The 23,326-nt window shown below is 58.7% G+C and carries 27 protein-coding genes; 18 read left to right on the plus strand and 9 right to left on the minus strand.

Features of this window, described 5'->3' with window-relative positions:
• Nucleotides 1–2 precede the first annotated feature (2 nt).
• Entirely contained in the window at nucleotides 3–809 is an 807-nt protein-coding gene (gene phnE, locus A9Q02_RS09140; RefSeq protein WP_097652179.1) for a phosphonate ABC transporter, permease protein PhnE, read from the plus strand.
• Entirely contained in the window at nucleotides 809–1,621 is an 813-nt protein-coding gene (gene phnE, locus A9Q02_RS09145; protein WP_097652181.1) for a phosphonate ABC transporter, permease protein PhnE, read from the plus strand. The genes phnE (A9Q02_RS09140) and phnE (A9Q02_RS09145) overlap by 1 nt, the downstream gene beginning before the upstream one ends.
• 59 nt (nucleotides 1,622–1,680) lie before the next feature.
• Here the strand turns inward: phnE (A9Q02_RS09145) and msrB are convergent, their stop codons facing one another.
• Entirely contained in the window at nucleotides 1,681–2,124 is a 444-nt protein-coding gene (msrB, locus tag A9Q02_RS09150) for a peptide-methionine (R)-S-oxide reductase MsrB (RefSeq protein WP_097652183.1), read from the minus strand.
• 129 nt (nucleotides 2,125–2,253) lie between these two features.
• Between msrB and A9Q02_RS09155 the strand changes: the two genes are divergently transcribed.
• The 3 genes from A9Q02_RS09155 to A9Q02_RS09165 are packed head-to-tail and all read left to right on the plus strand — an operon-like array spanning nucleotide 2,254 to nucleotide 4,957.
• A complete protein-coding gene (locus A9Q02_RS09155; protein ID WP_097652185.1) occupies nucleotides 2,254–3,162 on the plus strand; it encodes an alpha/beta hydrolase in 909 nt (302 codons plus the stop codon).
• Complete coding sequence (gene trmD / locus A9Q02_RS09160) at nucleotides 3,159–3,896, plus strand: tRNA (guanosine(37)-N1)-methyltransferase TrmD (RefSeq protein ID WP_097652187.1); 738 nt, start codon at nucleotides 3,159–3,161, stop codon at nucleotides 3,894–3,896. The genes A9Q02_RS09155 and trmD overlap by 4 nt, the downstream gene beginning before the upstream one ends.
• A gap of 20 nt (nucleotides 3,897–3,916) precedes the next feature.
• Complete coding sequence (locus A9Q02_RS09165) at nucleotides 3,917–4,957, plus strand: methyltransferase domain-containing protein (protein WP_097652189.1); 1,041 nt, start codon at nucleotides 3,917–3,919, stop codon at nucleotides 4,955–4,957.
• A gap of 72 nt (nucleotides 4,958–5,029) precedes the next feature.
• Here A9Q02_RS09165 and A9Q02_RS09170 read toward each other — a convergent pair whose 3' ends face one another.
• Genes A9Q02_RS09170 through A9Q02_RS09185 form a run of 4 tightly spaced genes read right to left on the minus strand, consistent with a single transcriptional unit; the run spans nucleotide 5,030 to nucleotide 8,594 of the window.
• Nucleotides 5,030–6,130, minus strand: a complete 1,101-nt coding sequence (locus tag A9Q02_RS09170; protein ID WP_097652191.1) for a coiled-coil domain-containing protein — start codon at nucleotides 6,128–6,130, stop codon at nucleotides 5,030–5,032.
• 14 nt (nucleotides 6,131–6,144) lie between these two features.
• Complete coding sequence (gene hisA, locus A9Q02_RS09175; RefSeq protein ID WP_097652193.1) at nucleotides 6,145–6,858, minus strand: 1-(5-phosphoribosyl)-5-[(5-phosphoribosylamino)methylideneamino]imidazole-4-carboxamide isomerase; 714 nt, start codon at nucleotides 6,856–6,858, stop codon at nucleotides 6,145–6,147.
• Complete coding sequence (gene hisH / locus A9Q02_RS09180; protein WP_097652195.1) at nucleotides 6,858–7,550, minus strand: imidazole glycerol phosphate synthase subunit HisH; 693 nt, start codon at nucleotides 7,548–7,550, stop codon at nucleotides 6,858–6,860. The genes hisA and hisH overlap by 1 nt, the downstream gene beginning before the upstream one ends.
• A 3-nt stretch (nucleotides 7,551–7,553) precedes the next feature.
• Entirely contained in the window at nucleotides 7,554–8,594 is a 1,041-nt protein-coding gene (locus tag A9Q02_RS09185) for a histone deacetylase family protein (protein ID WP_097652197.1), read from the minus strand.
• A gap of 514 nt (nucleotides 8,595–9,108) precedes the next feature.
• Here A9Q02_RS09185 and A9Q02_RS09190 point away from each other — a divergent pair.
• The 3 genes from A9Q02_RS09190 (at nucleotide 9,109) to A9Q02_RS09200 (ending at nucleotide 11,659) form a co-directional block, all read left to right on the plus strand.
• The gene (locus A9Q02_RS09190) at nucleotides 9,109–10,272 is read left to right on the plus strand and encodes a hypothetical protein (RefSeq protein ID WP_097652199.1); all 1,164 of its coding nucleotides are present in this window, start codon (nucleotides 9,109–9,111) and stop codon (nucleotides 10,270–10,272) included.
• 151 nt (nucleotides 10,273–10,423) lie between these two features.
• Nucleotides 10,424–10,639 carry a DUF4926 domain-containing protein gene (locus A9Q02_RS09195; RefSeq protein ID WP_245860471.1) on the plus strand — a complete coding sequence of 72 codons (216 nt, stop codon included), beginning with the start codon at nucleotides 10,424–10,426 and terminating at the stop codon, nucleotides 10,637–10,639.
• A gap of 60 nt (nucleotides 10,640–10,699) precedes the next feature.
• Entirely contained in the window at nucleotides 10,700–11,659 is a 960-nt protein-coding gene (locus A9Q02_RS09200; RefSeq protein ID WP_097652203.1) for a hypothetical protein, read from the plus strand.
• Here the strand turns inward: A9Q02_RS09200 and A9Q02_RS24185 are convergent.
• The gene (locus tag A9Q02_RS24185; RefSeq protein WP_097652205.1) at nucleotides 11,656–11,937 is read right to left on the minus strand and encodes a hypothetical protein; all 282 of its coding nucleotides are present in this window, start codon (nucleotides 11,935–11,937) and stop codon (nucleotides 11,656–11,658) included. The two genes, A9Q02_RS09200 and A9Q02_RS24185, sit on opposite strands and share 4 nt — an antisense overlap.
• A gap of 1,213 nt (nucleotides 11,938–13,150) precedes the next feature.
• Complete coding sequence (locus A9Q02_RS09210; protein WP_097652239.1) at nucleotides 13,151–13,411, minus strand: GIY-YIG nuclease family protein; 261 nt, start codon at nucleotides 13,409–13,411, stop codon at nucleotides 13,151–13,153.
• Nucleotides 13,412–14,135: 724 nt separating this feature from the next.
• On the opposite strand from A9Q02_RS09210, the gene A9Q02_RS09215 reads away from it, so the two are divergent.
• From A9Q02_RS09215 to A9Q02_RS09245, 7 genes are all read left to right on the plus strand, one after another.
• Nucleotides 14,136–15,146: a prenyltransferase/squalene oxidase repeat-containing protein gene (locus tag A9Q02_RS09215; RefSeq protein WP_097652207.1), complete on the plus strand. Its 1,011-nt coding sequence runs from the start codon at nucleotides 14,136–14,138 to the stop codon at nucleotides 15,144–15,146.
• A gap of 220 nt (nucleotides 15,147–15,366) precedes the next feature.
• Nucleotides 15,367–15,606, plus strand: a complete 240-nt coding sequence (locus A9Q02_RS09220) for a hypothetical protein (protein ID WP_097652209.1) — start codon at nucleotides 15,367–15,369, stop codon at nucleotides 15,604–15,606.
• A 120-nt stretch (nucleotides 15,607–15,726) separates the two neighbouring features.
• A complete protein-coding gene (locus A9Q02_RS09225; protein ID WP_097652211.1) occupies nucleotides 15,727–17,274 on the plus strand; it encodes a pyruvate kinase in 1,548 nt (515 codons plus the stop codon).
• A 104-nt stretch (nucleotides 17,275–17,378) separates the two neighbouring features.
• Complete coding sequence (locus A9Q02_RS09230; protein WP_097652213.1) at nucleotides 17,379–18,140, plus strand: GNAT family N-acetyltransferase; 762 nt, start codon at nucleotides 17,379–17,381, stop codon at nucleotides 18,138–18,140.
• 7 nt (nucleotides 18,141–18,147) lie between these two features.
• Nucleotides 18,148–18,639 (plus strand): DUF4386 family protein, encoded by a 492-nt coding sequence (locus tag A9Q02_RS09235; RefSeq protein WP_172450820.1) that lies wholly within the window; start codon nucleotides 18,148–18,150, stop codon nucleotides 18,637–18,639.
• Between the two features lie 332 nt (nucleotides 18,640–18,971).
• Complete coding sequence (locus tag A9Q02_RS09240; protein WP_097652217.1) at nucleotides 18,972–19,769, plus strand: APH(3') family aminoglycoside O-phosphotransferase; 798 nt, start codon at nucleotides 18,972–18,974, stop codon at nucleotides 19,767–19,769.
• A gap of 359 nt (nucleotides 19,770–20,128) precedes the next feature.
• Nucleotides 20,129–20,560 (plus strand): DUF6194 family protein, encoded by a 432-nt coding sequence (locus A9Q02_RS09245; protein ID WP_097652219.1) that lies wholly within the window; start codon nucleotides 20,129–20,131, stop codon nucleotides 20,558–20,560.
• A gap of 434 nt (nucleotides 20,561–20,994) precedes the next feature.
• Here A9Q02_RS09245 and A9Q02_RS24190 read toward each other — a convergent pair whose 3' ends face one another.
• Both A9Q02_RS24190 and A9Q02_RS09250 read right to left on the minus strand, forming a co-directional pair.
• A complete protein-coding gene (locus tag A9Q02_RS24190) occupies nucleotides 20,995–21,153 on the minus strand; it encodes a hypothetical protein (protein ID WP_172450822.1) in 159 nt (52 codons plus the stop codon).
• A gap of 29 nt (nucleotides 21,154–21,182) precedes the next feature.
• Entirely contained in the window at nucleotides 21,183–21,485 is a 303-nt protein-coding gene (locus A9Q02_RS09250; RefSeq protein WP_141508801.1) for a hypothetical protein, read from the minus strand.
• A 276-nt stretch (nucleotides 21,486–21,761) separates the two neighbouring features.
• Between A9Q02_RS09250 and A9Q02_RS09255 the strand changes: the two genes are divergently transcribed.
• The 3 genes from A9Q02_RS09255 to tnpA all read left to right on the plus strand — a co-directional run.
• Nucleotides 21,762–22,694, plus strand: coding sequence for a DUF3592 domain-containing protein (locus A9Q02_RS09255; RefSeq protein ID WP_097652223.1), 933 nt, complete (start codon nucleotides 21,762–21,764; stop codon nucleotides 22,692–22,694).
• Between the two features lie 21 nt (nucleotides 22,695–22,715).
• A complete protein-coding gene (locus A9Q02_RS24195) occupies nucleotides 22,716–22,892 on the plus strand; it encodes a hypothetical protein (RefSeq protein WP_172450824.1) in 177 nt (58 codons plus the stop codon).
• 117 nt (nucleotides 22,893–23,009) lie between these two features.
• Nucleotides 23,010–23,326, plus strand: a 317-nt coding sequence (tnpA, locus tag A9Q02_RS09260; RefSeq protein WP_097652225.1) for an IS200/IS605 family transposase, incomplete at its 3' end; no start/stop codon positions are given.

Here is a 23,326-nt window from a genome sequence, read left to right on the forward strand (position 1 = left end):
CTATGAGCATCAAGGCAAACTCAACCCGACGCTGGCGCCCACCGCCACTCATTAGTGATCCACGCCTCCGCTGGTTGATCATCATCGGTGTGGTCGTCTATCTCTACTTTGCGCTTAGTTCGATCAATATCAATGTTGATCGCCTTATCCGTGGCCTTGATCGGGGCAGCCGCATGTTCGCCGGCTTTCTGCAACCCGATTTCACGACCCGTTGGCGCGATATTCAGGCCGGCCTCATCGAGAGTCTGACCATGACGGTTGTCTCCACCGTTATCGGGGTCATTATTTCGATTCCGATTGGCTTTGGCGCAGCCCGCAATATGGCTCCTATGCCGATCTATCTCTTCTGCCGGGGCTTGATCACTATCTCGCGCACGTTTCAAGAGGTCATTATCGCGATCGTCTTTGTCGTCATGTTTGGCTTTGGGCCCCTGGCTGGGGTCTTGACCCTAAGCTTCGCGACGATTGGCTTTCTGGCGAAGCTGCTCGCCGAAGATATTGAAGAGATTGACGCAGCCCAGGTCGAGGCGACCCGTACAACCGGTGCTTCATGGCTCCAGACTGTTACCTATGGTGTCTTGCCACAGGTCTCGCCTCGCCTCGTTGGCCTCAGCATCTATCGCTTTGATATCAATCTGCGCGAGTCAGCTATCGTCGGCGTGGTCGGCGCCGGAGGCATTGGCGCGACGTTGCAAACAGCGTTTACGCGGTATGATTTTGATATTGCCAGTGCTATTCTGATCATCATTATTGCACTCGTTATGACCACCGAAATCGTCTCAAGTCATATCCGGCGGAGGCTCCAATAATGCCAGTCTCTCTCGAACAGGATCGGCGGGTCTGGCAACGGTACGACCGGGCCACCGTGCTCAAGCGATGGGCCTGGTGGATCGTCTCAACGGTGGTCGTCATCGGCTGCTGGCAGATTATTTCGGGGGCAACGCGGTGGGAGTTTGTCGCTGATGCGCCCCAACAGCTTGCGCAACTGGTTCGCCGGGCGTTTCCGCCCCGCTGGGACTACATGAGCCAACTGTGGAAGCCGTTGTGGGATACCGTCAACATTGCAACCCTGGGTACCCTGTTGGGGTTGATCATTGCCTTACCGATTGCCTTTCTCGCCGCACGGAATACGACGCCGCATCCGGTGATCCGCATCATTGCCCTGCTGATCATTGTCGTGTCGCGCTCGGTCAATTCGCTGATCTGGGCGCTTATACTCGTAGCACTGATTGGCCCGGGGTTACTCGCAGGCATTATTGCTATTGGTCTGCGCTCGATCGGTTTTATCGGCAAACTCTTCTATGAAGCCATTGAAGAGACCAGCATCGAACCAATTGAGGCGATTACCGCCACTGGGGCCAGTCGCTTCCAGGTACTGACCTACGCCTATCTCCCACAGGTACTGCCAGCCTTTACCGGCGTGACCGTCTTTCGCTGGGATATCAATATCCGCGAGTCAACCGTGCTCGGCCTGGTCGGCGCAGGTGGTCTGGGCATTGCGTTGAATGCCTCGATCAATGCCCTGCAATGGGATCGGGCAGGCATGATCTTTGTGGTCATCTTTGTGATGGTGCTGATCAGCGAGTGGCTTTCAGCACGCGTGCGCAAGGCGATTATTTAAACGGGCAACCACAACCAACCAGCTGCGCTGGTTGGTTGTGGTTGTCTCCATCACCGCAGCTAGCGAAAGAGGGCGGCGTATTCGCCGTAACCCTCTTCCTCCAGCTTCGAGGCCGGGATAAAGCGGAGCGAGGCCGAGTTCATGCAGTAGCGCATGCCCGTCGGGGTGGGGCCATCATCAAAGACATGGCCCAGATGTGAGTCGCCGTTGCGTGAACGAACCTCGGTGCGCGTCATCCAGAGTTTGCGATCGGTACGGGTAACCACATGATCTGGTTCAAGTGGTTTGGTAAAGCTCGGCCACCCGGTTCCCGAGTCAAACTTGTCGAGCGAACTAAAGAGCGGCTCGCCCGAGACGACATCCACGTAAATCCCCGGTTCTTTGTTGTCCCAGTACTCATTGTGAAAGGCTGGCTCGGTACCTTCGTGCTGGGTCACTTTATACTGCGTTGGGGTCAAACGCTCGCGCAATTCGCTGTCTGATGGCTTGGTGTATGTTTTCATGCAAAATGCTCCTTTTCAATAGTCTTTACCTATCTATTGTACCTCAAAATGTACATGGCTGCCGCCCCGTACATTTTGAGGTACAATAGCAAAGATACAAGCAAAAAAGTAATCCCTTACGGCAACTCTATGCAAACAGGTTCTTCATTGCGCTCTCTTTTGCTCACGACGGCACTCGGTCTTGCGGGCGGAGCCGTCGGGGCAACCTGGTATGTGACCAACCGCGTCAGTCCCGAACCGCGCCGCTCGTTTATGGATAGCTATACGTTTACCCCATGGGAACTGGGCATCCCTTTTGAGACCGTCAGTTTTGTCGCCCGCGATGGGTTGCGCCTGCGTGGCTGGTGGCTGGTTCACGAGGCGCCTCGCGGTGTGGTGATCGGGTGCCACGGGCACGGTGGCACCAAAGATGATCTGCTCGGCATTGGCTCGCAGCTCTGGCGGGCCGGGTATAGTGTGCTGGTTTTTGATTTTCGTGGGCGCGGTGACTCAGATCCTTGGCCGCAAACATTGGTGAGCCGCGAGGTTGACGATCTGCACGCTGCCGTTGTGTTTGCTGCCGAGCGTGCGCCAGCGTTGCCCATTGGGGTCGTCGGGTTCTCGATGGGGGCCGCAGTCGCACTGCTCGCGGCGGCGAGTGAGCCACGCATTGCGGCAGTTGTCGCCGATAGTGCCTTTACCTCAGGCAGCGATGTGGTCGCGCACGGCATTCGTGCAACCCTGCGCATTCCTGCCGCTATGCTGGTGATTGCCGCCGACGAACTCGTCCATCGCCGCCACGGGTATCGCTTTAGCCATGTGCGCCCGCTCGATGCGATCAGCCAGCTTGCCCCTCGCCCGGTGATGATCATCCACGGCCAGGACGATAGCCTCGTGCCAGTTGCCCACGCCTACCGCCTCTATGAGGCTGCCAGTGAACCACGTACCCTCTGGGTTGTGCCAGGGGTCGAACACTGCGGCGGCTATTTTCTTGACCGGCCTGAGTATTGTCACCGTGTCCGTAGCTTCTTCGCTCAATATCTGGGTAGTCTCAGTTGAAATTCGATCTTTTGACCCTCTTCCCGGCGATGTTTACCGGGCCACTGACCGAAAGCATCCTCAAACGGGCACAGCAGGCCGGGCACATTACGGTGCAGATGCACAATATCCGTGACTGGGCGACCGACCGCCACCGCACCGCCGACGATGCCCCCTATGGCGGTGGCGCAGGCATGGTAATGAAAGCCGAGCCCCTGGCCGCCGCAATTCGCGCCGTGCGTGGCGAAGACGATCCACCTGTGATTCTGCTCAGTCCTGATGGCGAAACCTTTACCCAGGCTCTCGCCCACGAGTTGGCGACCTACCCGCGCCTGCTGCTCGTCTGTGGGCACTATGAAGGCGTTGATGAACGGGTTCGCGAGCACCTGATCACCCGCGAGCTCAGCATTGGCGATTATGTCCTGACGGGCGGCGAACTGGCCGCGATGGTCATCGTTGATGCCGTTGCCCGCCTGGTGCCGGGCGTCATTGATGCCGCGTCGATCACCGAAGAGAGTCACAGCGACTATCTGCTCGAATATCCACACTACACGCGCCCTGCTGTCTGGGACGGGCAAGCCGTGCCACCGGTCTTGCTCTCGGGGCACCACGGTGAAGTCGCCCGCTGGCGTCGACAAGAGCGCCTGCGTCGTACCTGGCTGCGACGGCCCGATTTGCTTGAACGGGCCAATGCGGCTGGCCTGCTTACCGACGCCGATCGCACTTTTCTCGCCTCATTGCAAGCGCCGGATTGAACAGTTGCGGAAACATTGTTATGCCATATCACCTTGAAGTTGTGGTCGCCGCCGGTTTAGAAAGCCTTGCCCGTGAAGAGATCCAGCGCCTTGGGCGGGGCGCACGGCTCGCACCAGGTCAAACTCCGGGTGTTCTGACCGTCCACTACGATGGCCCCTTGCAACGACTCTTTACGTTGCGCCTGGCAACCTCGGTCTACCTGGTCAAACACTTCCCCATACCGCGCCCGCGCGCCCTGCTTGGCGATCAGCATCTGCGCACCGCCGTGGGGCTTGCCGAAACAGCGCTGAACCTCCATCCTCGCGGTAGCTTTCAAACGCTCTATCTCAGTGCCGCCGGTGCAGAATCTTCCGTCCTAGCACGGCTCAAAGATGAACTGAGCGGGAGCCTCGGGCTACAACGCGGGCAAGACGATGGCGACCTGCTTTTGCGCTTGCGGCGCGGCACAGGCGGGCAAGGCTGGGATCTGCTCGTACGCCTGACCCCGCGCCCACTGGCAACCCGAGCGTGGCGCGTCTGTAATCGTGAGGGGGCGTTGAATGGCCCGGTCGCCCATGCGATGGCGCTACTGACCCGCCCGGCCCCGGATGATCTCTATCTCAACCTGGGATGCGGTTCCGGCACCCTGTTGATCGAACGCCTGCAACTCGGTCGAGCACAGCGCGCCATTGGCTGCGATATCAACAGTGAAGCCCTAGCGTGTACGCGCACCAACCTTGAGGCCGCCGGGCTGAGCGATCGCTGCGAAATCACGCCCTGGGACGCCCGGAAGTTACCGTTGCCAGATGGCAGCGTTGATGTCATTACCGCCGATCTGCCCTTTGGTCATCTGGTCGGCAGCCACAACGAAAACCTTGACCTCTACCCAGCCCTCTTGCAAGAAGCCGCTCGGGTTGCCCGCCCCCACGCCCGCTGCGCCCTGCTCTCGCACGAAGTACGCCTGATGGAACGCCTGCTCGCAACGATGACCACCTGGCGCCTCATCGAAAACCTGCGCGTCGATCTAGGTGGGCTCTATCCACGGATCTTTCTGCTACGCCGCACCAACCAGCGTGTCTGAGCAGTGCAAACCGGCTACTAGACGCACAAAAACGTCCGCGTTGCGGACGTTTTTGTGCGTCTAGCAACTGGCTTAGAGCGCAGCTTCCCCACCCTTTGCCTCGATAAGCGCCGTCTGGTTGCGTTCCACAACCCCGCGCAACGACACGAGCAACGCATTGAGACGTTCCATCTCACGACGCTCGATCTCAGTGATGCGCGCAATATGCGCCTGATCAGTCACCTCCATCTTGGACACCGTTGCCGTCAGACGTTGCTCGATCTCGCGGATATAACTATCAATCCGTTCTAGCCAATTGGTCAACTGACGCAAATGCTGCTCATCGGCCTCTTGCAAATCACCAATCTTCTCATCAGCCTGCTGCCGCACATCCTCCAGCCGCTCCTGATTCATCAAAAAGCGCTCGGTGGAAATACGCTCGATACGCTTAATTTCGGCATTGATATCAGGCAACTTGCTCGCAACCTCAGTAATCTGAGCCGGGAGGGTTTCAGCAAAGAGATTGATATGCTGGCGAATCTCATCAATGCGTTCAATGCGCGAGGCATGCTCTTGCAAGACGGGAAAGACATCGGCTACCAATTGCTGCGCCTCAACCGACTGGCGGCGCAGGCTCTGCTTCTCGATCTGTAACTCGTCATTGACGCGGCGAACTTCTTGCACCGTCGCCGTATCAGCCTCACGCAAGCGGTCGAGTTGAAGCAGAATCTGGCGCTGACGATCATCAAATTCTTTTAACTGAGCTTGTATGGTTGGTATCTGCTGCTCGATATGCTCAACCCGCCCGAGCCATGAGGCAATATAATCACGATCAGTCTTGCGGGCTTCAGCAATCTGCTGGATCTGCGTCTGAAGATCGCGAATCGGGCGCACCCCTTCGTCAATCTTGACCAGCGCCCCGGCGACCTCTTTGCGCAAATTCGTCACATCGCGACGGACGGTCTCGGTTGCCTGGGCAACCTCATTCGTATGGCGCTCAAAAAGAGTCTGAACCTGAGCGACCATACTCTCGGTCTTCCGCACCTGCTCAACCACCAGATTATATTTATTCGTCTGCTCTTTGATCAAGCGACGGAGCTCATCAATCTGGCCCTGGAGGTAAACAACCTGCGATTGCGCATGCGAACGCAACCGCTCTTCTTCATATTTGGCGGTCAAATCAGGATTGGTCATACAAATACCCTTCGCTAGCGTAACGCCGCAAGAGCCTGCGGCAGATCAATGTTGCCATCATAGAGCGCCTTACCCACGATCGCCCCTTCGACCCCAAGCCGGGCAAGGCGCTGCAAATGGGCAATCTCGGCGATGCCCCCACTCGCAATCAAGGCCGGCCCATTGGGATCGAGCAACGCAGCCATCGCTTCAAAATTCGGCTCGGTCAGGGTACCATCACGGCTAATATCAGTATAGATGATGCGCTGCACCCCAAGATCAGCCATTCGGCGCACCAGATCAGTCGCCCAGACGTCCGCCGTTTCGAGCCAACCAGCCGTTGCCACCTTGCCATTGCGGGCATCCACCCCAACAATGACCCGTTCAGCAAAACGCTCGAGCAGGCGTGAAACAAGCGCAACATCTTCAACCGCCGCCGTCCCAAGAATGACCCGCTCAACTCCAATGTCAAGCACAGCATCAATATCATGCTCGCGGCGCAGGCCACCCCCCAGTTGCACCGGGATCGTCACGGCTCGCACAATCGCACGCACGGCCTCAAGATTGGCCGATTGGCCCTCGCGCGCCCCATCAAGATCAACAACATGCAACCGAGCGGCCCCCTGGGCCTCCCACTGCTGGGCCATTGCGGCCGGATCATCGCTATAGACCGTCGTCTGGCTAAAATCACCCTGAAAGAGCCGCACGCAGCGTCCATCTTTCAGATCAATCGCAGGTATGATTTCCATTAGCTGTTTGAGGGAGTGGCAGGAGGCCCGGCCCGTCCAGGGTCAAGCTCCGTGCCAGATATTCCACGACTATGAGAAGCAAAGTTGACAAAATTACGCAGCAACTGGAGCCCATAACGTCCCGATTTTTCAGGATGAAACTGCACCGCAACCAGATTGTTGCGGATAAGCACCGACGGAAAACTCAGGCCATAATCGGTCTGACCGGCGACCACCGCAGGATCATCGACTGCGCAATAATACGAATGGACAAAATAGAAATCAGTGCCATCGGGAATCCCCGCAAAGAGGGGATGCGCGGCAAAAGCTGGGCGATAGTGAACCTGATTCCAGCCGATCTGCGGAATTTTACCCGCCTCGTCAGGCAACCGTTGCACGGCGCCGCCAACAACCCCGAGGCACGCGTGATCACCAAATTCAGTGCTTGTCGCAAGCAAAACCTGCATCCCAACACAGATCCCCAGGAACGGGCAACCGCTTGCCACTAGGTCGGGCAACACCGCGGCCATCCCCATCTGTTGCAGGCTCTGCATTGTATCCGCTGTTGCACCAACACCAGGCAATACCACTGCCTCGGCCTGTGCCAGATCCTCGGGGCGCTCGGTCACAAAGAGATCCGCCCCAACCGCCTGCAAGGCCCGCACTGCATTGGGCAGATTGCCTGCCCCATAATTAATCACGGCAATTTTCATATGCTAGCCTAACAGCGGGTGACGTGCCCGCAATGTGGTAATAACTTGTTGGATCTCCTCCATCGGTTCCGGCGAGGACACCGCGCCAATTGGATCAGGCCCTGGTGCCATGCCGAGCAATTGACGAAGTGAGGCAACCACACAGGCACTCAAGGCTTCAAGATTATACCCGCCCTCGAGCACCATCACCATACGACCATCGCACAACTCATCAGCCAGATCAAGCAATTGGCGATTCAAGGCCGCAAAACCATCAACCGAAAGCATCATCGGCCCGAGCGGATCAGACCAGTGGGCATCGTACCCAGCCGAAACCATAATCAACTCAGGCTGAAAACGATGCAAGGCAGGGGCAATGATCTCGCGGAAGACCGTAGTATACCCTCGATCACCAGTGCCAAAGGGCAATGGCACATTGAGTGTCTGACCCAGAGCATCAACTCGATCACCCATCTCGGCCAGACTACCAGTGCCCGGGTAAAAGGGGGCCGCATGGGTCGAACAGAAGAGCACATGCGGATCGTCGTAGAAGATATCCTGGGTACCATTGCCATGATGCACATCATAGTCAACAATGGCAATCCGTTGTACCCCGAGTTGACGCTGCGCATACCGTGCCGCAACCGCAATATTATTGATCAGGCAAAATCCCATCGCCTGCCCGGGCGTCGCATGATGCCCTGGTGGACGCACCAGCGCAAAAGCATGGCGCACATTTGAACCAGCGACCGCCTCGACCGCGCCAACCGCTGAACCGGCGGCAAGACACGCAACGTCCCACGAGTCCGCAGTCACATAGGTATCTGAGTCAAACTGCCCCCCACCATAGCTTGCCATCTGACGTACCAACCGCAACAGACGTGGCGTATGCACCGCCTCAAGCCACGCCTCAGCGGCAGGTTGAGGAAAGCGATGTTGCAACTGCTGATGCAAACCCGACCGAGTAATCCCCTGCCGAATCGCCACAAGACGCGATGCTATCTCCACATGACCATGCCATGTATGGGCATCAAAAGAGGGATCAGTGAGAATGACACTGCTCATCGGCACTCCCTATCACCTGTGTAGTGATCGCTATCATGCTCATATTGTACCGCACATCAGCCCAGACCGACACAATCCCTGGGAGCGAGGGTAGGGCGATTGCATCATACGAAATCGGATACAACGGGGCACCCGCAAGGGGTACCCGTACCGGGGCGGGGCACCCGCAAGGGGTGCCCCTACACCGGGCCCGCGCCCCGGGCACCCGCAAGGGGTGCCCCTACACCGGGCCCGCGCCCCGGCCCGGTAGGGGCACCCCTTGCGGGTGCCCTTGCGGGTGCCCTTGCGGGTGCCTTGGCGGGGTGCATACACGGAAGATGCAATCGCCCTGGGGCTTTCAGGCATAGAATTTTTTGGGCGCCTCGATCCCGGTGTCAAGGGTGTCCCGATCGGTTTGGGTGCGTGTGTATTCGTCACTTACCCTGTGCAGAGCAACTTAGGGCGAGGGTTCCAGCAAGCGGGTAAGCTTGGTACAATAGCATCAGCATCGTCCCTGCCATGTTGAGGATACGCTATGCGCGAGATTGAGGTCATTCGTGAAACCCGTCGGTTGCTCCAGGCGCACGGGTTGCTTGGGCAACCGATCCTGGATCTCTATACTGATGCGCATCCGTCGTTGATCGGCGACCCGTCCTTAGAGCCATTTCAGCGATTCACCCTTCAATTTGATGCGTTTGCCACGCATCCAGATCTGGTTGGTCGTCTCGCTGATGGGTCAACCATGTTTGCGGTTGAAGCCAAAGGTGAAGCGGATTGGCTCAAAGGCCTTGCCCAGGCCGAGACCTATCGCTACGGCTTTCACGCCGTGCTCATGGCGGTCGCGGGCACCCCTTCACCGGATCTGCTCACGTTTGCCCGGCAACGAGGGGTGGGCATCCTCGCGCTGCCAACCGCTACGCGGCAACTCCTGGAGCCTCCGGTGCTTCATTTGCCCCTGCTGAAGCATGCCGAGCATATTCGGCGTCAGTTTTCAACCGGAAGCGCGCTGCGCACCCAGTTTAGCTACAATCTCCCGACCCACTATCTCGCCTGTGCCGCCTGCCTGTATGCCTGGGAACGCGAGGCGGGGCTTGCGCCGGTTGAGCTTGCGCAGCTCGAAGCCATGGTGCGCCAGCACTATCCCGTGATGCCCCGCCTGTTCAAGCCAGCCTTGCATGGAGCCGAAAAACTGGGCTTGCTCGTCATCCAGGGGCGAGCGATCAGCCTCAGTCCGCTGGGGCGTACCTGTGCCAGCTTATTGCCGCCCGCGGCGCAACTCGCCACCTTGCATCGTGCCGCGATCAAGCGGCAGCCGCTCGTTGACCTTGATCCGCGTACGGCAGCGGTCTTGCGCATCCTGTTGCTCCGCGATCCCATTGCCGGGTTCTTGAACGAGATCCTCACGCAGATCGGCCCGCATCAGCCGGTACCAATGCCCGTCCTCGTGGAAACGGCGGCTCGGTTCGACAAACTTCTCACCCCGCTGGTCTTCTTCTTTCCGGGTGATGTTGCGACATTGCTTGACGACCAGGGTTTTCTGGTCTGGCGCAAGATCCAGCCCCAGCACTATCGTACCTCCATTTATATGCAGTACAAGCAGATCATGACCCACGCTGGCATGCTGCACTACCACGGTGTCGGGGGAACATCCTCGCAGCACTATCAGCCCGAGCGGGATCTCTGGGAAGTGAGGATCTAAACCGTCGTCCCCCAACGGGTTTCACCTGCGCGGGCATGAGCGTTCCCGTGGGCAGCACCGTCACACAGGGCGTACCAACTTATGCCATGCGGGTGGAAGATCGGTCAGCACCAATGTGATAATCCTGGTATCGTTTTTAGAGAGAGGCGTTATGATGGAGTTTTCACTCTATGAGGATGTCTTGTTGTTGATTGATATGCCGGAAGAGGGGATGTTTGCCGGCGCTGTCGGTACCGTCGTTGATCGTCATGAACTCCTGGGTAAAGAGATGGGATATAGTGTGGAGTTTTTTGACGCAGACGGTACGACGCGAGGAGTAGTTACAGTTCCCGCTCATGCTTTACGCCGTTGGGAAACTAACGATTGAAGCCGCTTGATATCCTGATGTTACAACTAAGCCACTGCGAGCAACTAGAAAGTGCAGACGATGGGCTTCCTCGCTGAATATTTGCAGACTATGTTTAAGCAGCAATGTCCAATCGGCTGGACGTGTCACACCGAACAACGCCTTCTTTCAGAAACATTTGAGCGGCGTATGGGCTATTCATCGCGAGTTGATGTGCTGTTTCGCCATAACGATGGACGACACGCGGTGTGGGTTGAATTTGAAGTCAGTCGTGCGGATCCGGTCGCAAACCATGCAAAGTTTCTGGTTGCTCATGCGCGGAATTCGAAGCTGCATCACGACACCTTTATCTCTATGGTCAGCCCACATGTCGCCTATGGGCGCTCTCATCTCGCAGCCAATATGATTTTTTTGATGCGGAAGATGGGGGTGCAATCGTTTCAGACAACCTTGCTTCCGCAGTTTACAGCTGCTCAAATTAAACAATTAAATGCTTTATCAATAGATCTTATACAAGCGTATCCTGATCTTTATCCAGATCGGGAGGTAGAGCGGGTGTTCACTCTGATTGCTCCAGTTGTTGCAATGGATCAGCGGCGCTTGCATTTTGTGGGGAATATGCTGGAAGTAATGCTGAATATACAAACCTGGAACGAGCAGATTCACCATGTAGATGCTCAAGCTGTTTGGGGGAAACGTACGGTTTTGTATTTTGTTTATGATCCGCTTACCCGCACATTTGCACCATCAAAATTTTGTGGTTATCTTGTTTTAGCGGCTGATACAGAAAGCATCCACTCGGGTATGACGATTCCTGTCTATGTTGATCTTGATCGCAATGCACCCTCATTTGACGGCTTTCGTGCCCGTACGCATTTGCAAAAGCATCTCGGCATGCTCCTGATTTCCAACGATGATCATCCGACGATCATCCGCGATTTTGAACAATGGCATCAGGGTTGTCACGAGCAAATAACCGTACATCCTCGGGGGCCAAACATTTTAGTTCCTCCCGTCTGGTTTCGTCAAACGCGTCACTAGGATCGCCGGCGGGAGCCACCAAACCAAATCCAACCGGCACGATGCCAATCATCGTAATCGCCAGATTCGCCGCAAACACGGTTGCCACAAACGCGGCAAGCGTAATCCACTTCGGCTGGAGAAGGGTTGCAGGCTAGAAAGGCAAGGATAGCGCGATAGGTCGCCGCCGGTAATGCTGGTTGTTTGAGGCTGAGTGACAGCAATTCGGGCAACCGATCCTGCATCTGAGCAATCTGTTCGGCTAGCGCATCAGGAATTTCAAGCGTAATCGTTGCCATAATGGCTCCTCGTGACGACATAGGCATACTGCTGTATTGTAGCATTATCGGCGAGCGATGCGTAGGCGTAGAGCTTCAACCAGTGCTATCGACGTGTTCCCTTCGACAGGCTTAGGGAACGCATTGCAATTCCCGCCGTGCCCTCCTTGTCACCCCGCTGCGCCCTCCTTGTCACCCCGAGCGCAGCGAGGGGTCTTCCATGCGCCGCAGGGAAGATTCCTCACTGCGTTCGGAATGACAGTGATGGCGTTGCCACCCCGCTGCGCCCTCCCTGTCACCCCGCCGCGCCCTCCTTGTCACCCCGAGCGCAGCGAGGGGTCTTCCATGCGCTGCAGCGAAGATTCCTCACTGCGTTCGGAATGACATGGCTGGCGTTGCCACCCCGCCGCGCACCCTTGCCAGCCCAAGGCATCCTCCTTGCCAGTCCAAGGCATCCTCCTTGCTCCCCGCCGCGCCCGCCTTGTCACCCCGAGTATCAAATGGCCCGCGGGCCAGTGGTGCCGAGAGAAACCAGTGTGTTGCACCGGCCCGCCCATGTCACCCCGAACGAACGTGAGGGGTCTTCCATGACGATCAGTGCAGATTCCTCACTGCGCCTACGGCTCCGTTCGGAATGACAGAGGACACGCTGGAGCCGACAACACGGTTTGTTTCTTAGGAGCGCAGCGAGGGGTCTTCCATGCGCCGCAGCGAAGATTCCTCACTACGTTCGGAATGACATGGCTGGCGTTGCCCTCCTGCCGCGCACCCTTGCCCTCCTGCCGCGCGTCCTTGCCACCCCAATGCATCCTCCCTGTCACCCCGCCGCGCCCTCCTTGTCACCCCGAGCGCAGCGAGGGGTCTTCCATGCGCCACAGCGAAGATTCCTCACTGTGTTCGGAATGACAGTGATGGCGTTGCCACCCCGCTGCGCCCTCCCTGTCACCCCGCTGCGCCCTCCTTGTCACCCCGAGCGCAGCGAGGGGTCTTCCATGCGCCGCAGTGAAGATTCCTCACTGCGTTCGGAATGACATGGCTGGCGTTGGCACCACCCGCCGCGCGCCCTTGCCACCCCAAGGCATCCTCCGTCACCCCGCTGCGCCCGCCGTAGCACCCCGAGCGCCCGCCGTGGCACCCCGCCGCGCCAGCAATGTCACCCCGAGCGCAGCGAGGGGTCTTCCATGCGCCGCAGTGAAGATTCCTCACTGCGTTCGGAATGACAGCGGGGGCGTTGTCACTCCCAATCCAGGCTTAAGTCAAGCCACTTCGGGTTCAACCCCTCGATCAGCGTGATCTTCTTCTCGCGGCACCAGCCCTTAAGCTCCTGCTCACGGGTCAGCGCCGCCCAGACATCGGTGGTGCTCTCGACATAGACCAAGCGGTTGACCTTGTAGCGTGTCGTGAAACCCGGTAATACCTGCTGCTGATGCTCGGTCACCCGCCGCTGCAAGTCACTGGTGACTCCAATGTAGAGAATCCGACGGAAACTGGCCATGATGCAGACATAGTAGTGCATGGCTGTCCCCGTTCATACTGCGACTAACTCTATCTATACCGCCAACCTGCCATACAGGGTGCGCTGCATTGTCAGATTCCTCACTGCGCTACGCTTCGTTCGGAATGACATGGCTGGCGTTGCCACCCCGCCGCGCGTCCCTGGCCCCCCCGCCGCACCCTCCATGTCACCCCGCCGCGCCCTCCCTGTCACCCCGCTGCGCCCTCCTTGTCACCCCGAGCGCAGCGAGGGGTCTTCCATGCGCCGCAGCGAAGATTCCTCACTGCGTTCGGAATGACAGTGATGGCGTTGCCACCCCGATATGCGCGTATGCGCGGTCGCCATGCACGGATGGTAGGTGCCATCCCGCGCCTACAACTCCCCGCGAAAGGCGCGCTGCTGGAGGGAGGAGAAGAGGGTATCTAATGCTCGAAGAGCCTGTTTTGCCGATCGCTTACTATTTATGAGTGAAGAGAATGCTTCAGCGTATTTACACTGCAATTTTAAAGGGGGTGCAATCAACTCGCCGTGCAAGAATCTTTGCGCCATGTAGCGGCATGTTCACCGCCGGATGCCCAGCGCTGGGGTACACTCAGCGCAGTCATCGCTGCGTGCCAAGGCCCAACGCCGAGGGAGCGCGGCAAGCCTGCGTGTGCGCTGCTCGTGCTCAATGCGCCCCATGCTCAGCACGCGGCGCTTTCTGGGTCGCTCGAGGGGAGGTTTCATGTCCTGGCTGAACGCCGTGAATGGTGACTCACGTGCCTGGTTGCTAGAGCCGGATTCCGTCAATCCAGGCATTCGCTTGTTCGCGTTACGTGATCTGCTCGACCAGCCCGCCGATGCTGCCGAGGTCGTTGCGGCGCAGGCGGCGGTGATGCAGTACGGCCCGGTACCCGCCATTCTAGAGGCGCAACATCCCGACGGCTACTGGCACAAACCCGGCGGCGGCTATGGCAAGTATCGCGGCACCGCCTGGCAGATCATCTTCCTCGGCGAGCTTGGTGCTGACCCAGGTGATGCACGCGTGCAGCGCGGCTGTGCGTACCTGCTCAACCACACGATCGCCGCCAATGGCGGTTTTGCATGCAGCAATACCAACAACCCCGTGCCGAGGAACGTCGTCCATTGCCTGAACGGCAATCTGCTCGCCAGCCTGATCCGGTTAGGCTGGCTGGATGATCCGCGAGTGCAGCAAGCGCTGGTGTGGCAGATACACGCGATCACGGGCGAGGAGCCAATCCGTTACGAGCAATCCGGCACCAGCGGCCCAGGATTCGCCTGCGCGATCAACGCGGGCCAGCCGTGCGCCTGGGGCGCAACCAAAGCCATGAAGGCGCTCGCCGCCGTGCCAATGGCTCAGCGTACACCGCTACTCCAGCAGGCCATCGCGCAGGGGGCGCAGTTGCTGCTGCGCACGAACCTGGCCGGCGCCGACTATCCCTTCACGGGCAAGATCAGCACGGCATGGTTCAGGCTGGGCTTCCCGCTCAGCTACTGGAGCGATATCCTGGAGACTCTGACCGTCCTGGTTACGTTAGGCTATGGCCATGATCCGCGCCTGGCGGAAGCGTATCAGTGGCTGCTGGACAAGCAAGACGCGCAGGGGCGCTGGAAGCTTGAAAACGCGCTCACTGGCAAGATGTGGATCGACCTCGAGCGCCGAGGCAAGCCGAGCAAGTGGGTCACCTTGCGTGCGTTACGGGTTGTCAAGGCTATGGCCTACCCGTGCCCGTGAGGTGAAACTGGACGCACCGGTGCAGTGCTATCTGCCATGGTTTCGCGTCGCCGATCCGCAGGTAACGGCGCAGTTGAGCGTGCTCGACCGTCTGCTTGCTCGCGCACCTTCTGGTGCGGGCTGGCAAGCAGAAATCGGCTCTCCTTAACCTGTTCTTAAGGAGGATTCGCTATACTCAGCGTACGTTTCTCAAATCGCTCTACTGAGAGGAGTTTTCGTTATGGGTACCGAGCAACAGGCGTCCATAGTTGCTACATCTGCTGAGACTGCCGGAGACCTTGTCGCATTGTCGGATCAGGAGCATCCCGAGGAGGCGCTCCCCGAAGAGCACGGCACAAGCGCTGAAGCTGAGGCTGAGGCTGAGGACGAGGACGACGAGGACGACGACGAGGACGACGACAAGGATCAGGACGACGAGGACGAGGCCAGCAGCGACGACGACGACGACGTCAATGATTAGCAGGATAGCGGCGGCTTGCGCGCCTGAACGCCAGCAGTTACGCGCTCCTGAGTATGCACCGCGAGCATACGCTGGAACCCGCTGCAAGCCGCCGCCCGCACGTAGCTACGGAGGATCACGATGACTGACGCCGAGCGTTGGCCGTTTGTCGGTGCCGACCTGCAGTACCTCCGCGACGCCGTGGGGGCGCTCCGCGCCGACGTGCTGGTCGAGGGCGGGATGCTGCTCGACGAGTGGCAGCCCGCCATTACCCGCCCAAGTTTTTTGCCGGCCGCGCACAACCTAGCCTGCTACCTTGCCCTGCGCCGCCGCGATCTGCGGCCCCTCCAGGAGCGCCTTGCTGTGCGCGGGCTCTCGTCCCTGGGCCGCAGCGAGGCCCACGTGCTTGCCACCCTCGACGCCCTTCTGGCGCTGCTCGTCAGGGCAACGGATCCGGGTGCCTCTGACGCCCTTGCCTTTCCCAGCCGCGTCACCTTCGCGGCGGGCAGAGAGGCGATCGCACGGGAGGCCGCAAGCCTCTTCGGCCCCGGCCTCAATGGACGCAATACGCGCATCATGGTCACGGTGCCGAGCGAGGCGGCCGAGAGCCCGGCATTTGCCGAGGCCATCCTGCAGGCCGGGGCCGAGTGCGTGCGCATCAACTGCGCCCACGACTCGCCGGAGGTGTGGGAGGCGATGATCGCCAATCTGCGCCGGGCAGAGCAGGCAGTCGGTGGTGAGCGGCGGTTGCGCGTGCTGATGGATGTAGCCGGGCCCAAGGTGCGCACCGTTCGGCCCGCGAAAGAAGCCCGAGAGCGCCTCTTCATCGGCGACCGGCTCCTGCTGGTACACGACCTCGAGTCGTCTGCGCCGACGGATCTCCCCAGGGTTGCGTGTACCATCCCCGAGGTTGTGGGCCAACTCGCGCTCGACGCAGAGGTCTGGTTTGACGATGGGAAGCTTGGGGCCCGGGTCGTGGAACTGCGGGAAGAAGGCGCACTGCTCGCTATCACCCACGCTCCCCTGAAGGGCAAGAAGCTCCGCTCGGATAAGGGCCTCAACCTGACAGGAACCGACCTCGCGATCGTTCCGCTCACCGCGAAAGACCGGGCGGATCTCGCCGTGATTGCGCGGCACGCCGACATGGTCGGCTACTCGTTTGTGCAGTCGGCTGAGGACGTGGCCCTGCTCCAGGACGCGCTCGCTGAGCATGTGGGCGACGGGAAGCCGCCAGCGCTGGTGCTGAAGATTGAGACCCGCCGGGCGGTGCAACAGCTACCCGCGTTGATCGTTCAGGCCGCGGGGCGTCAGCCGAGCGCGGTGATGATCGCCCGTGGCGACCTGGCGGTGGAACTGGGCTACGAGCGTTTGGCGGAGATGCAGGAGGAGATCCTGTGGCTGTGCGAGGCGGCACACACGCCGGTGATCTGGGCGACCCAGGTGCTGGAGAATCTGTCGAAGGAGGGGCTACCGTCACGCGCCGAGGTCAGCGATGCGGCGCTCGCCGTCCGGGCCGAGTGTGTGATGCTCAACAAGGGGCCGTACATCGCCGAGGCCGTGCGGCTGCTGGACGGGGTGCTGCTACGGATGCAGAGCCATCAAGAAAAGAAGACCGCCCACCTGCGGGCACTCCACTCGTGGGAGGCTCTGTTCACCGAGAGCGCCGGTAGCGGGCGTGAGGCGGGCTGAGCGAGCGTCAAATATTAGTGCACAAATATTGTATATTTGTTTAATAATATCGATCTGTTTATAAGCTTTTAGGTTTTACAGGCTAGCTTGGTACGGAGGCACCAATGGATCAGGCCTTTGAAATTATCACGGTAGATGCCGACAATGTCGATCAGCAGGGCTTTTTCTGCTACATGAGCAAGCGCAAGGCTCCTGGGTATACGCAGAAGCGTGCGTGGTTGGCGGCGCGCTTTGCCGAGGGGCTGACGTTGCGCATGGTTCACGAGGTTGGCGGGCGAACCGTGGGCTTCATCGAGTATATCCCCGGCGAGTTTGCCTGGCGAGCCGTTCACGCGCCAGGCTATCTGGTCATTCATTGCGTATGGGTGGTGGGCAAAGGCAAAGGCAAGGGGTATGGAGCGCAGTTGCTTGACATGTGCCTTGACGACGCACGCGCCCAGCACAAACACGGCGTGGTGATGGTGGCCAGCGACGGCGTCTGGCTGGCAAAGAAGGAGATCTTTCTCAAGCACGGCTTCGAGGAGGTCGGGCAGGCCCCACCCTCCTTTCGTTTGCTGGTGCAGCGTATTGACGACGGGCCACTTCCCACGTTCCCCAATGATTGGCAAGCGCGCCAGGCGCGCTTCGGCGCTGGCTTGACGGTGGTTCGCACGCCGCAATGCCCCTACATTGAGGATGCCACCAACATCATCCTGGAACTCGCAGCCGAGAAAGGCCTTCATGCGCAGGTGGTGACCTTCCAAACAGCCCAGGAGCTCCAGCAAAACTCCCCCAGTCCCTATGGCGTCTTTGGCATCGTGCTTGATGGCAAGCTGCTTAGTTATCACTACCTCCAGCGCAAGGATTTCGACAAACTCGTCGTCTGAGGGGGTGTTGCTCTCGTTTGCCCTGTTTGCCGCGCACCGCACGGTCAACCCCGGATGGGCGGGGTTGGCGCTGGTCATCGCTGCGATTGGCGGAGCGGTCTTCTTTGCCACCAACCGCAGTTTTGCAATGTTGGCACTCAGCAACCGGTACGCCACGGCCACCGACGACGCCCAACGTGCCGCCCTGGTGGCCGCAGGCGAAGCCATGCTGGCGGTCGGGGAGAGCCATACCCCTGGCACCTTCCTGGCTTTTGCGTTGAGCCTGCTTGCCAGTTTGCTGATGGCCTGGGTGATGCTGCGCGGCGGCATCTTCAGCCGGGCCAGCGCCTATGTTGGCATGCTGGGCTTTGGGTTCCTGCTGGTCTTTGAAATCCTCTCCGTTTTTGTCCCGGCCCTGTTTGACGTTGCCATGATCTTCGCCATGATTGGCGGGATTGCCAGCATCGTCTGGTACTTCATGGTTGCCCGGCGGCTGTTCCAATTGGCGCACATACCTTGACCCTCAGGATGAGCCTATGCAATCGGCGGTGACCCAGGGCTAATGCAACGTCATTCTGATCGTCCGCAGATGACGCAGGAGAGTTATACTCTCGTCTCCGAATTACCCGCTGTGTCATCACCTCCATCCTGCAGCCGAGTCCCTGATTCGGTGCTGCGTCCACAGCTTTGGGGTACGAAAGAGTCTCGTTCGAGCAACCGATTCCCTGTTCCTGGGCTGCATCCACATCGCCGTGGTATGGTACCATAGCGCATGTATGTGTCTCTCTCCTAGAGAGAACCTAGAAGCAAAACGCGCTTTTGTGTTCTGAATATGCCGGGGAACATACGCTAATGGGAACGCTCAACCTCTCCAACCAATTAGGCAACCTGACCAGAACATACCGTTTTGTACCGGATACAGCGGGGATGTCCCCGGCTAGTGTGTATCAATTAATCGGACGTAATGACCATCTGTATTTGAAAGTATCACCTCGCCAGTATAATGGAACGACCTACGATGTTGAGCGGGAAAAAGATGTCATGCTTTGGTTACAAGGACAATTACCTGTTCCTGAAGTCCTGCACTTCGAACAGTACGAAGGTAACAAGTTTTTACTGATGCGTGCCGTTGACGGTGTCGTAGGATCTGAAGATTACAAACACCATCGCGACCCAAAACGCATGGTACACATCTATAGCGACGGGATTAAGCGGTTTCATGCGATACGTATCGAAGACTGCCCGTTTGATAGCAGCGTAGACTATCGACTTGCGGAATTAGCATATTTCCTCCGCCACAACCTCGCTGACATCAATACAGAAAACTGGGAAGATGATACGCCCTTTGCTGATCCAGATGCGCTCTACGCGTTTCTGCAAACCCATAAACCAAACGAAGAACTGGTCTTTTCGCACGGTGATTTTGGCGACAGCAATATATTTATCAGAAACGATCGTATCAGTGGCCTCATCGATTTAGGAAGAAGTGGAAAAGCGGATAAATGGTACGACATCGCATTTTGTGTCCAGTCCATCCAACATGACATAGGCAATGACAAAGCGTATGTTGATTTACTCTTTAACCTACTTGAAATCGAACCAGATTGGGCGAAGATACGGTACTACATTTTATTAGATGAGTTGTTTTAAGCAAAAAAACAGTTTCCCTCAGCGGCCCAACACCCCGTGCAGCCGACCCCGCTGGCGCGGGCGGGAGCTGGGCGCGAGTTGGGGCCGCAAACTGCGGCGTTCTATTTCCACCTTCACGCTCGGAGTCATCGTCGCCATCAACACGATCATTCCACCGCTCGACGGCGAACGCTCGCAGTTTGCTAGGGTCGTCGCGTGCCGGCGCTCGTCGCGCTTCAGACGGCTGCCAGCGGGGCGGCTAACGTGACCGTTAGCCGCTGGTGCGTTCTCTAGCAGCGATTTGTTGACGCGCATGATAAACTGATCTTCTGTTGTCCAACTGCTCGTGTTCGTCGCCTGCGTTGTATGGAGGTACCGGTATGGATGAAGTGGCAATGACCCAATACATCACTGATTCCTTTGCGGATGTTGAAACGACCACGGCCTATAGTTATACCTTCTTTTTCTACGACTCGGAGCGCAAGCTCCCGTTCGCCACCCTTGCGAGTGTCGACAACGAGTATGACCGCGTTTCGAATCTTGACCGACCGGGTGTTTTCCGTTTGAACATCGGCGTGCGGAAGCCGACCTTTCAGGCGTTGTTCGGCACCGGCAAGGTTGATGTCAACGCGTACGATTTTACCGCGTTGGACACAATCATGCCCCATCCTGATTATGCCCCACAGTCGTGGGTCTGTGTTCTCAACCCCAGTGATGATACATTTCATCACACCGTGCAACCGTTATTGGCTGAAGCCTACGATGTGGCCGTGCAAAGACACCTACGGCGGCAAACGACGAATGAGTCCTAAGGGATGCTCGTTGAAGCTACCGTCCTTCCGGCCCAACAAGCGCATGCAGCACGACCGGCGAATCGGGGCTTTTTTGAAAACCAGAATCAGTCAGGACGTGGCTCCAATCCAGCGTGTGGTCCTTTGGCCGGCGGCTGATGCGCGGGCGTTAGCCGCCGCTTATCAATGCCCGTGCTTTGCAAAGGCATCGAAAGGTGCTACAATTCAGCGAGACCAAAAGAACGGCGCACGTATGTTCGAAAAAGGGCAATAAGTATGTCACAGATAGCAGACTTGGTAGCCTATAACCCTGACGGACAGATTACGCTCATCGTTGAGGTCAAGAGCAGGACTGACACCTCGCGCGCTTGGGCAACACGGATGCGCCGCAATATGCTCGCACATGGCGTAGTGCCGAACAGCCGCTTTCTGTTGCTGGCACTTCCTGATCGGCTCTACCTTAGCGTCACCTGCGCGATCATAGAGCCACCGCACTGCGGATCGCGCAGCACCGCCGCCACCACACTCGCATCGGCGGCGGTGATCAGGACGTTGAGCTGCGGCGCGTGGGCGTAGGGACCGATCAGGAACGTGTGGGTAACGGGCAAGGGCATCTTCAACGCTCCTGTGGTATGCACGCCAATCACACCCCCATCTGCTCACTCGCCACCATCAACCACCGCCCCATGCCCGCATCCCACCGCAGCGTAGAGGTCACCCGCACCGTCGCCTGCTCCGGCGCGACGGCCCCGGCCTCCTGGTTGCTCCAGGTCTCCTGGGTGACGACAGTGATGGTGATCGCGCCGATTCCCCGGCGGCACCCGCCACCAACCGAGCACCCGCAAGGGGTGCCCCTACAGGGCTGGGGGCCGGGCTCGGTGTACGGGCACCCCTTGCGGGTGCCCTTGCGGGTGCCCGCAAGGGGTGCATACACAGAAGATGCCATCGCCCTACATTGCCACCCAGGGCTGATGCAAAGTCCCAGGAGGGTTCGATAGTGTCCGCAGATGACACGCAGTAATCTGCGTCATCTGCGTCATCTGCGGACGATCGAAATGACGTTGCATCAGCCCTGGACGGTGACCGGCGTGTGCAGCACGGCACCCCGGATCTGGTACAATCACTGGGGGGCGTCACAGGGTAGCGACGACACCCGCGACGATTTCATGTGCAACGGCCCGAACGACGATGGCGGGTTCGACCAGGTTTGCGGGGGCAGTCAATGCACGTACCCACAAAAACTTGCCCGCAGTGCGGAGCAGGCATCCGCGAAAACGATGCTCGTTGCCCGGACTGCGGCGCAGTGCTGCACGTGTCGCAGGCCAAGGCACCCCCACACACGGGCAGCCACACCGCCGCGCCGCCCCCAATCCCAACGCAAGCCAATCTGCCGCCCGAACTGGCCGATCTCCACGCGCCGAAGCCCAGTCAGCCGCTGGAGGCTTCGGGTTGCACACTCTTCTTTTTCCTCGCCTGGACGCTATTCAGCGCCCTGTTCCTGGTGGTAGGGGTGGGAACCTATCTCCGCGACAGCAGCGCCTATCACCGCCTGTCGCGTGAAGGCCTTCCCGCTGTTGCCGTCATCACGGAGCTGGACTTTGATTCCGACGAAGACTCCATCAGATACTATGTTGCGTACCACTTCCAGGCTTCCTTTGAGGGCGCTACGACCCGTTTTCAAGGGTTGGATAATGTCAGCAGCGCATTGTTCAGTCGCCTGGAAGTCGGCCAAACGCTTGAGATCCTCTACTGGCCTGCTGGCCCGTCGCTTTCGGCGGTCAAGGCGGAACTACCGCCCCCCTCGCTGACCGTGTTGCTCGGTTTCGGCGGCATAGGCGGACTGTTCACGCTGATTGGCCTGGCGATGATTGTGTCGTCCATCATCGGCATCGTCAAGATGAGTCGCCTGCGCATAGGCGGGCAAATCACCCAGGGCATCGTGTTCAAAAAATGGATCGACACCGATGCGGATGGCGACACGACCTACTTCGTCGCCTATGCCTTCAATGCTGAAATGCCAGGTAAAGGCTTTCAACGCATCCTCCGCGCCGAGCAGAACAAACACTTGTACGACGCCGTGCCGGTGGGAGGAGGGCTGATGGTGCGCTACCTGCCGGATGATCCACACATCTGTCGGGCGGATACCATACGATGAAACCGACGAGGTGAAGAAAGATTGCTCTACTGGTTTGGCTATGTTGGTTTCTTCTGGGGCTTTTTCCTGGCAGCCTACTGGCTGGATGTCCACGCGCCTCAGCCCAACCCGGTTCCCCTGCCCGATCAGCCGCAGCCGGTCTGGTGGCTTGCCGCCGGGTTGACCTTCGGGAACCCGCCGCAAGCCGCCGCCCTTTAGGGCGTGCGGTTAGGCGGGTTTCTCGCTGGCTTTAGCCAGAACATCGAACATCCTTGCGGTTGTTGTCATTCTATGCTATCCTGTCAACATAGAAATCAACAACTGCAAGGCAGGGCGATGGAGTACCAGCGCGACGAACACCGGGTTCATCTCATCCTCTATCACCTCGTCTGGACGCCGAAGCGCCGCAAGGCTGTCCTCAAAGATGCGATTGCCGTAGACTGTCGGCGGCTGATTGAGCAGAAGTGCGCCGAGCAGGGATGGGAGATCGTGGAGCTGGCGATCCAACCCGATCATATCCATCTGTTCGTGCGCGTTTGGCCGAGCGTTTCGGCTGCCGACGTGGTGAAGGCGGTCAAGGGTCTCACCTCTCACGAGCTACGCGAACGTTATGCCGTCTTGCGGAAACTTCCGTCACTTTGGACGCGCTCCTA

The organism is Candidatus Chloroploca asiatica, from assembly GCF_002532075.1.
GTDB lineage: Bacteria > Chloroflexota > Chloroflexia > Chloroflexales > Chloroflexaceae > Chloroploca > Chloroploca asiatica.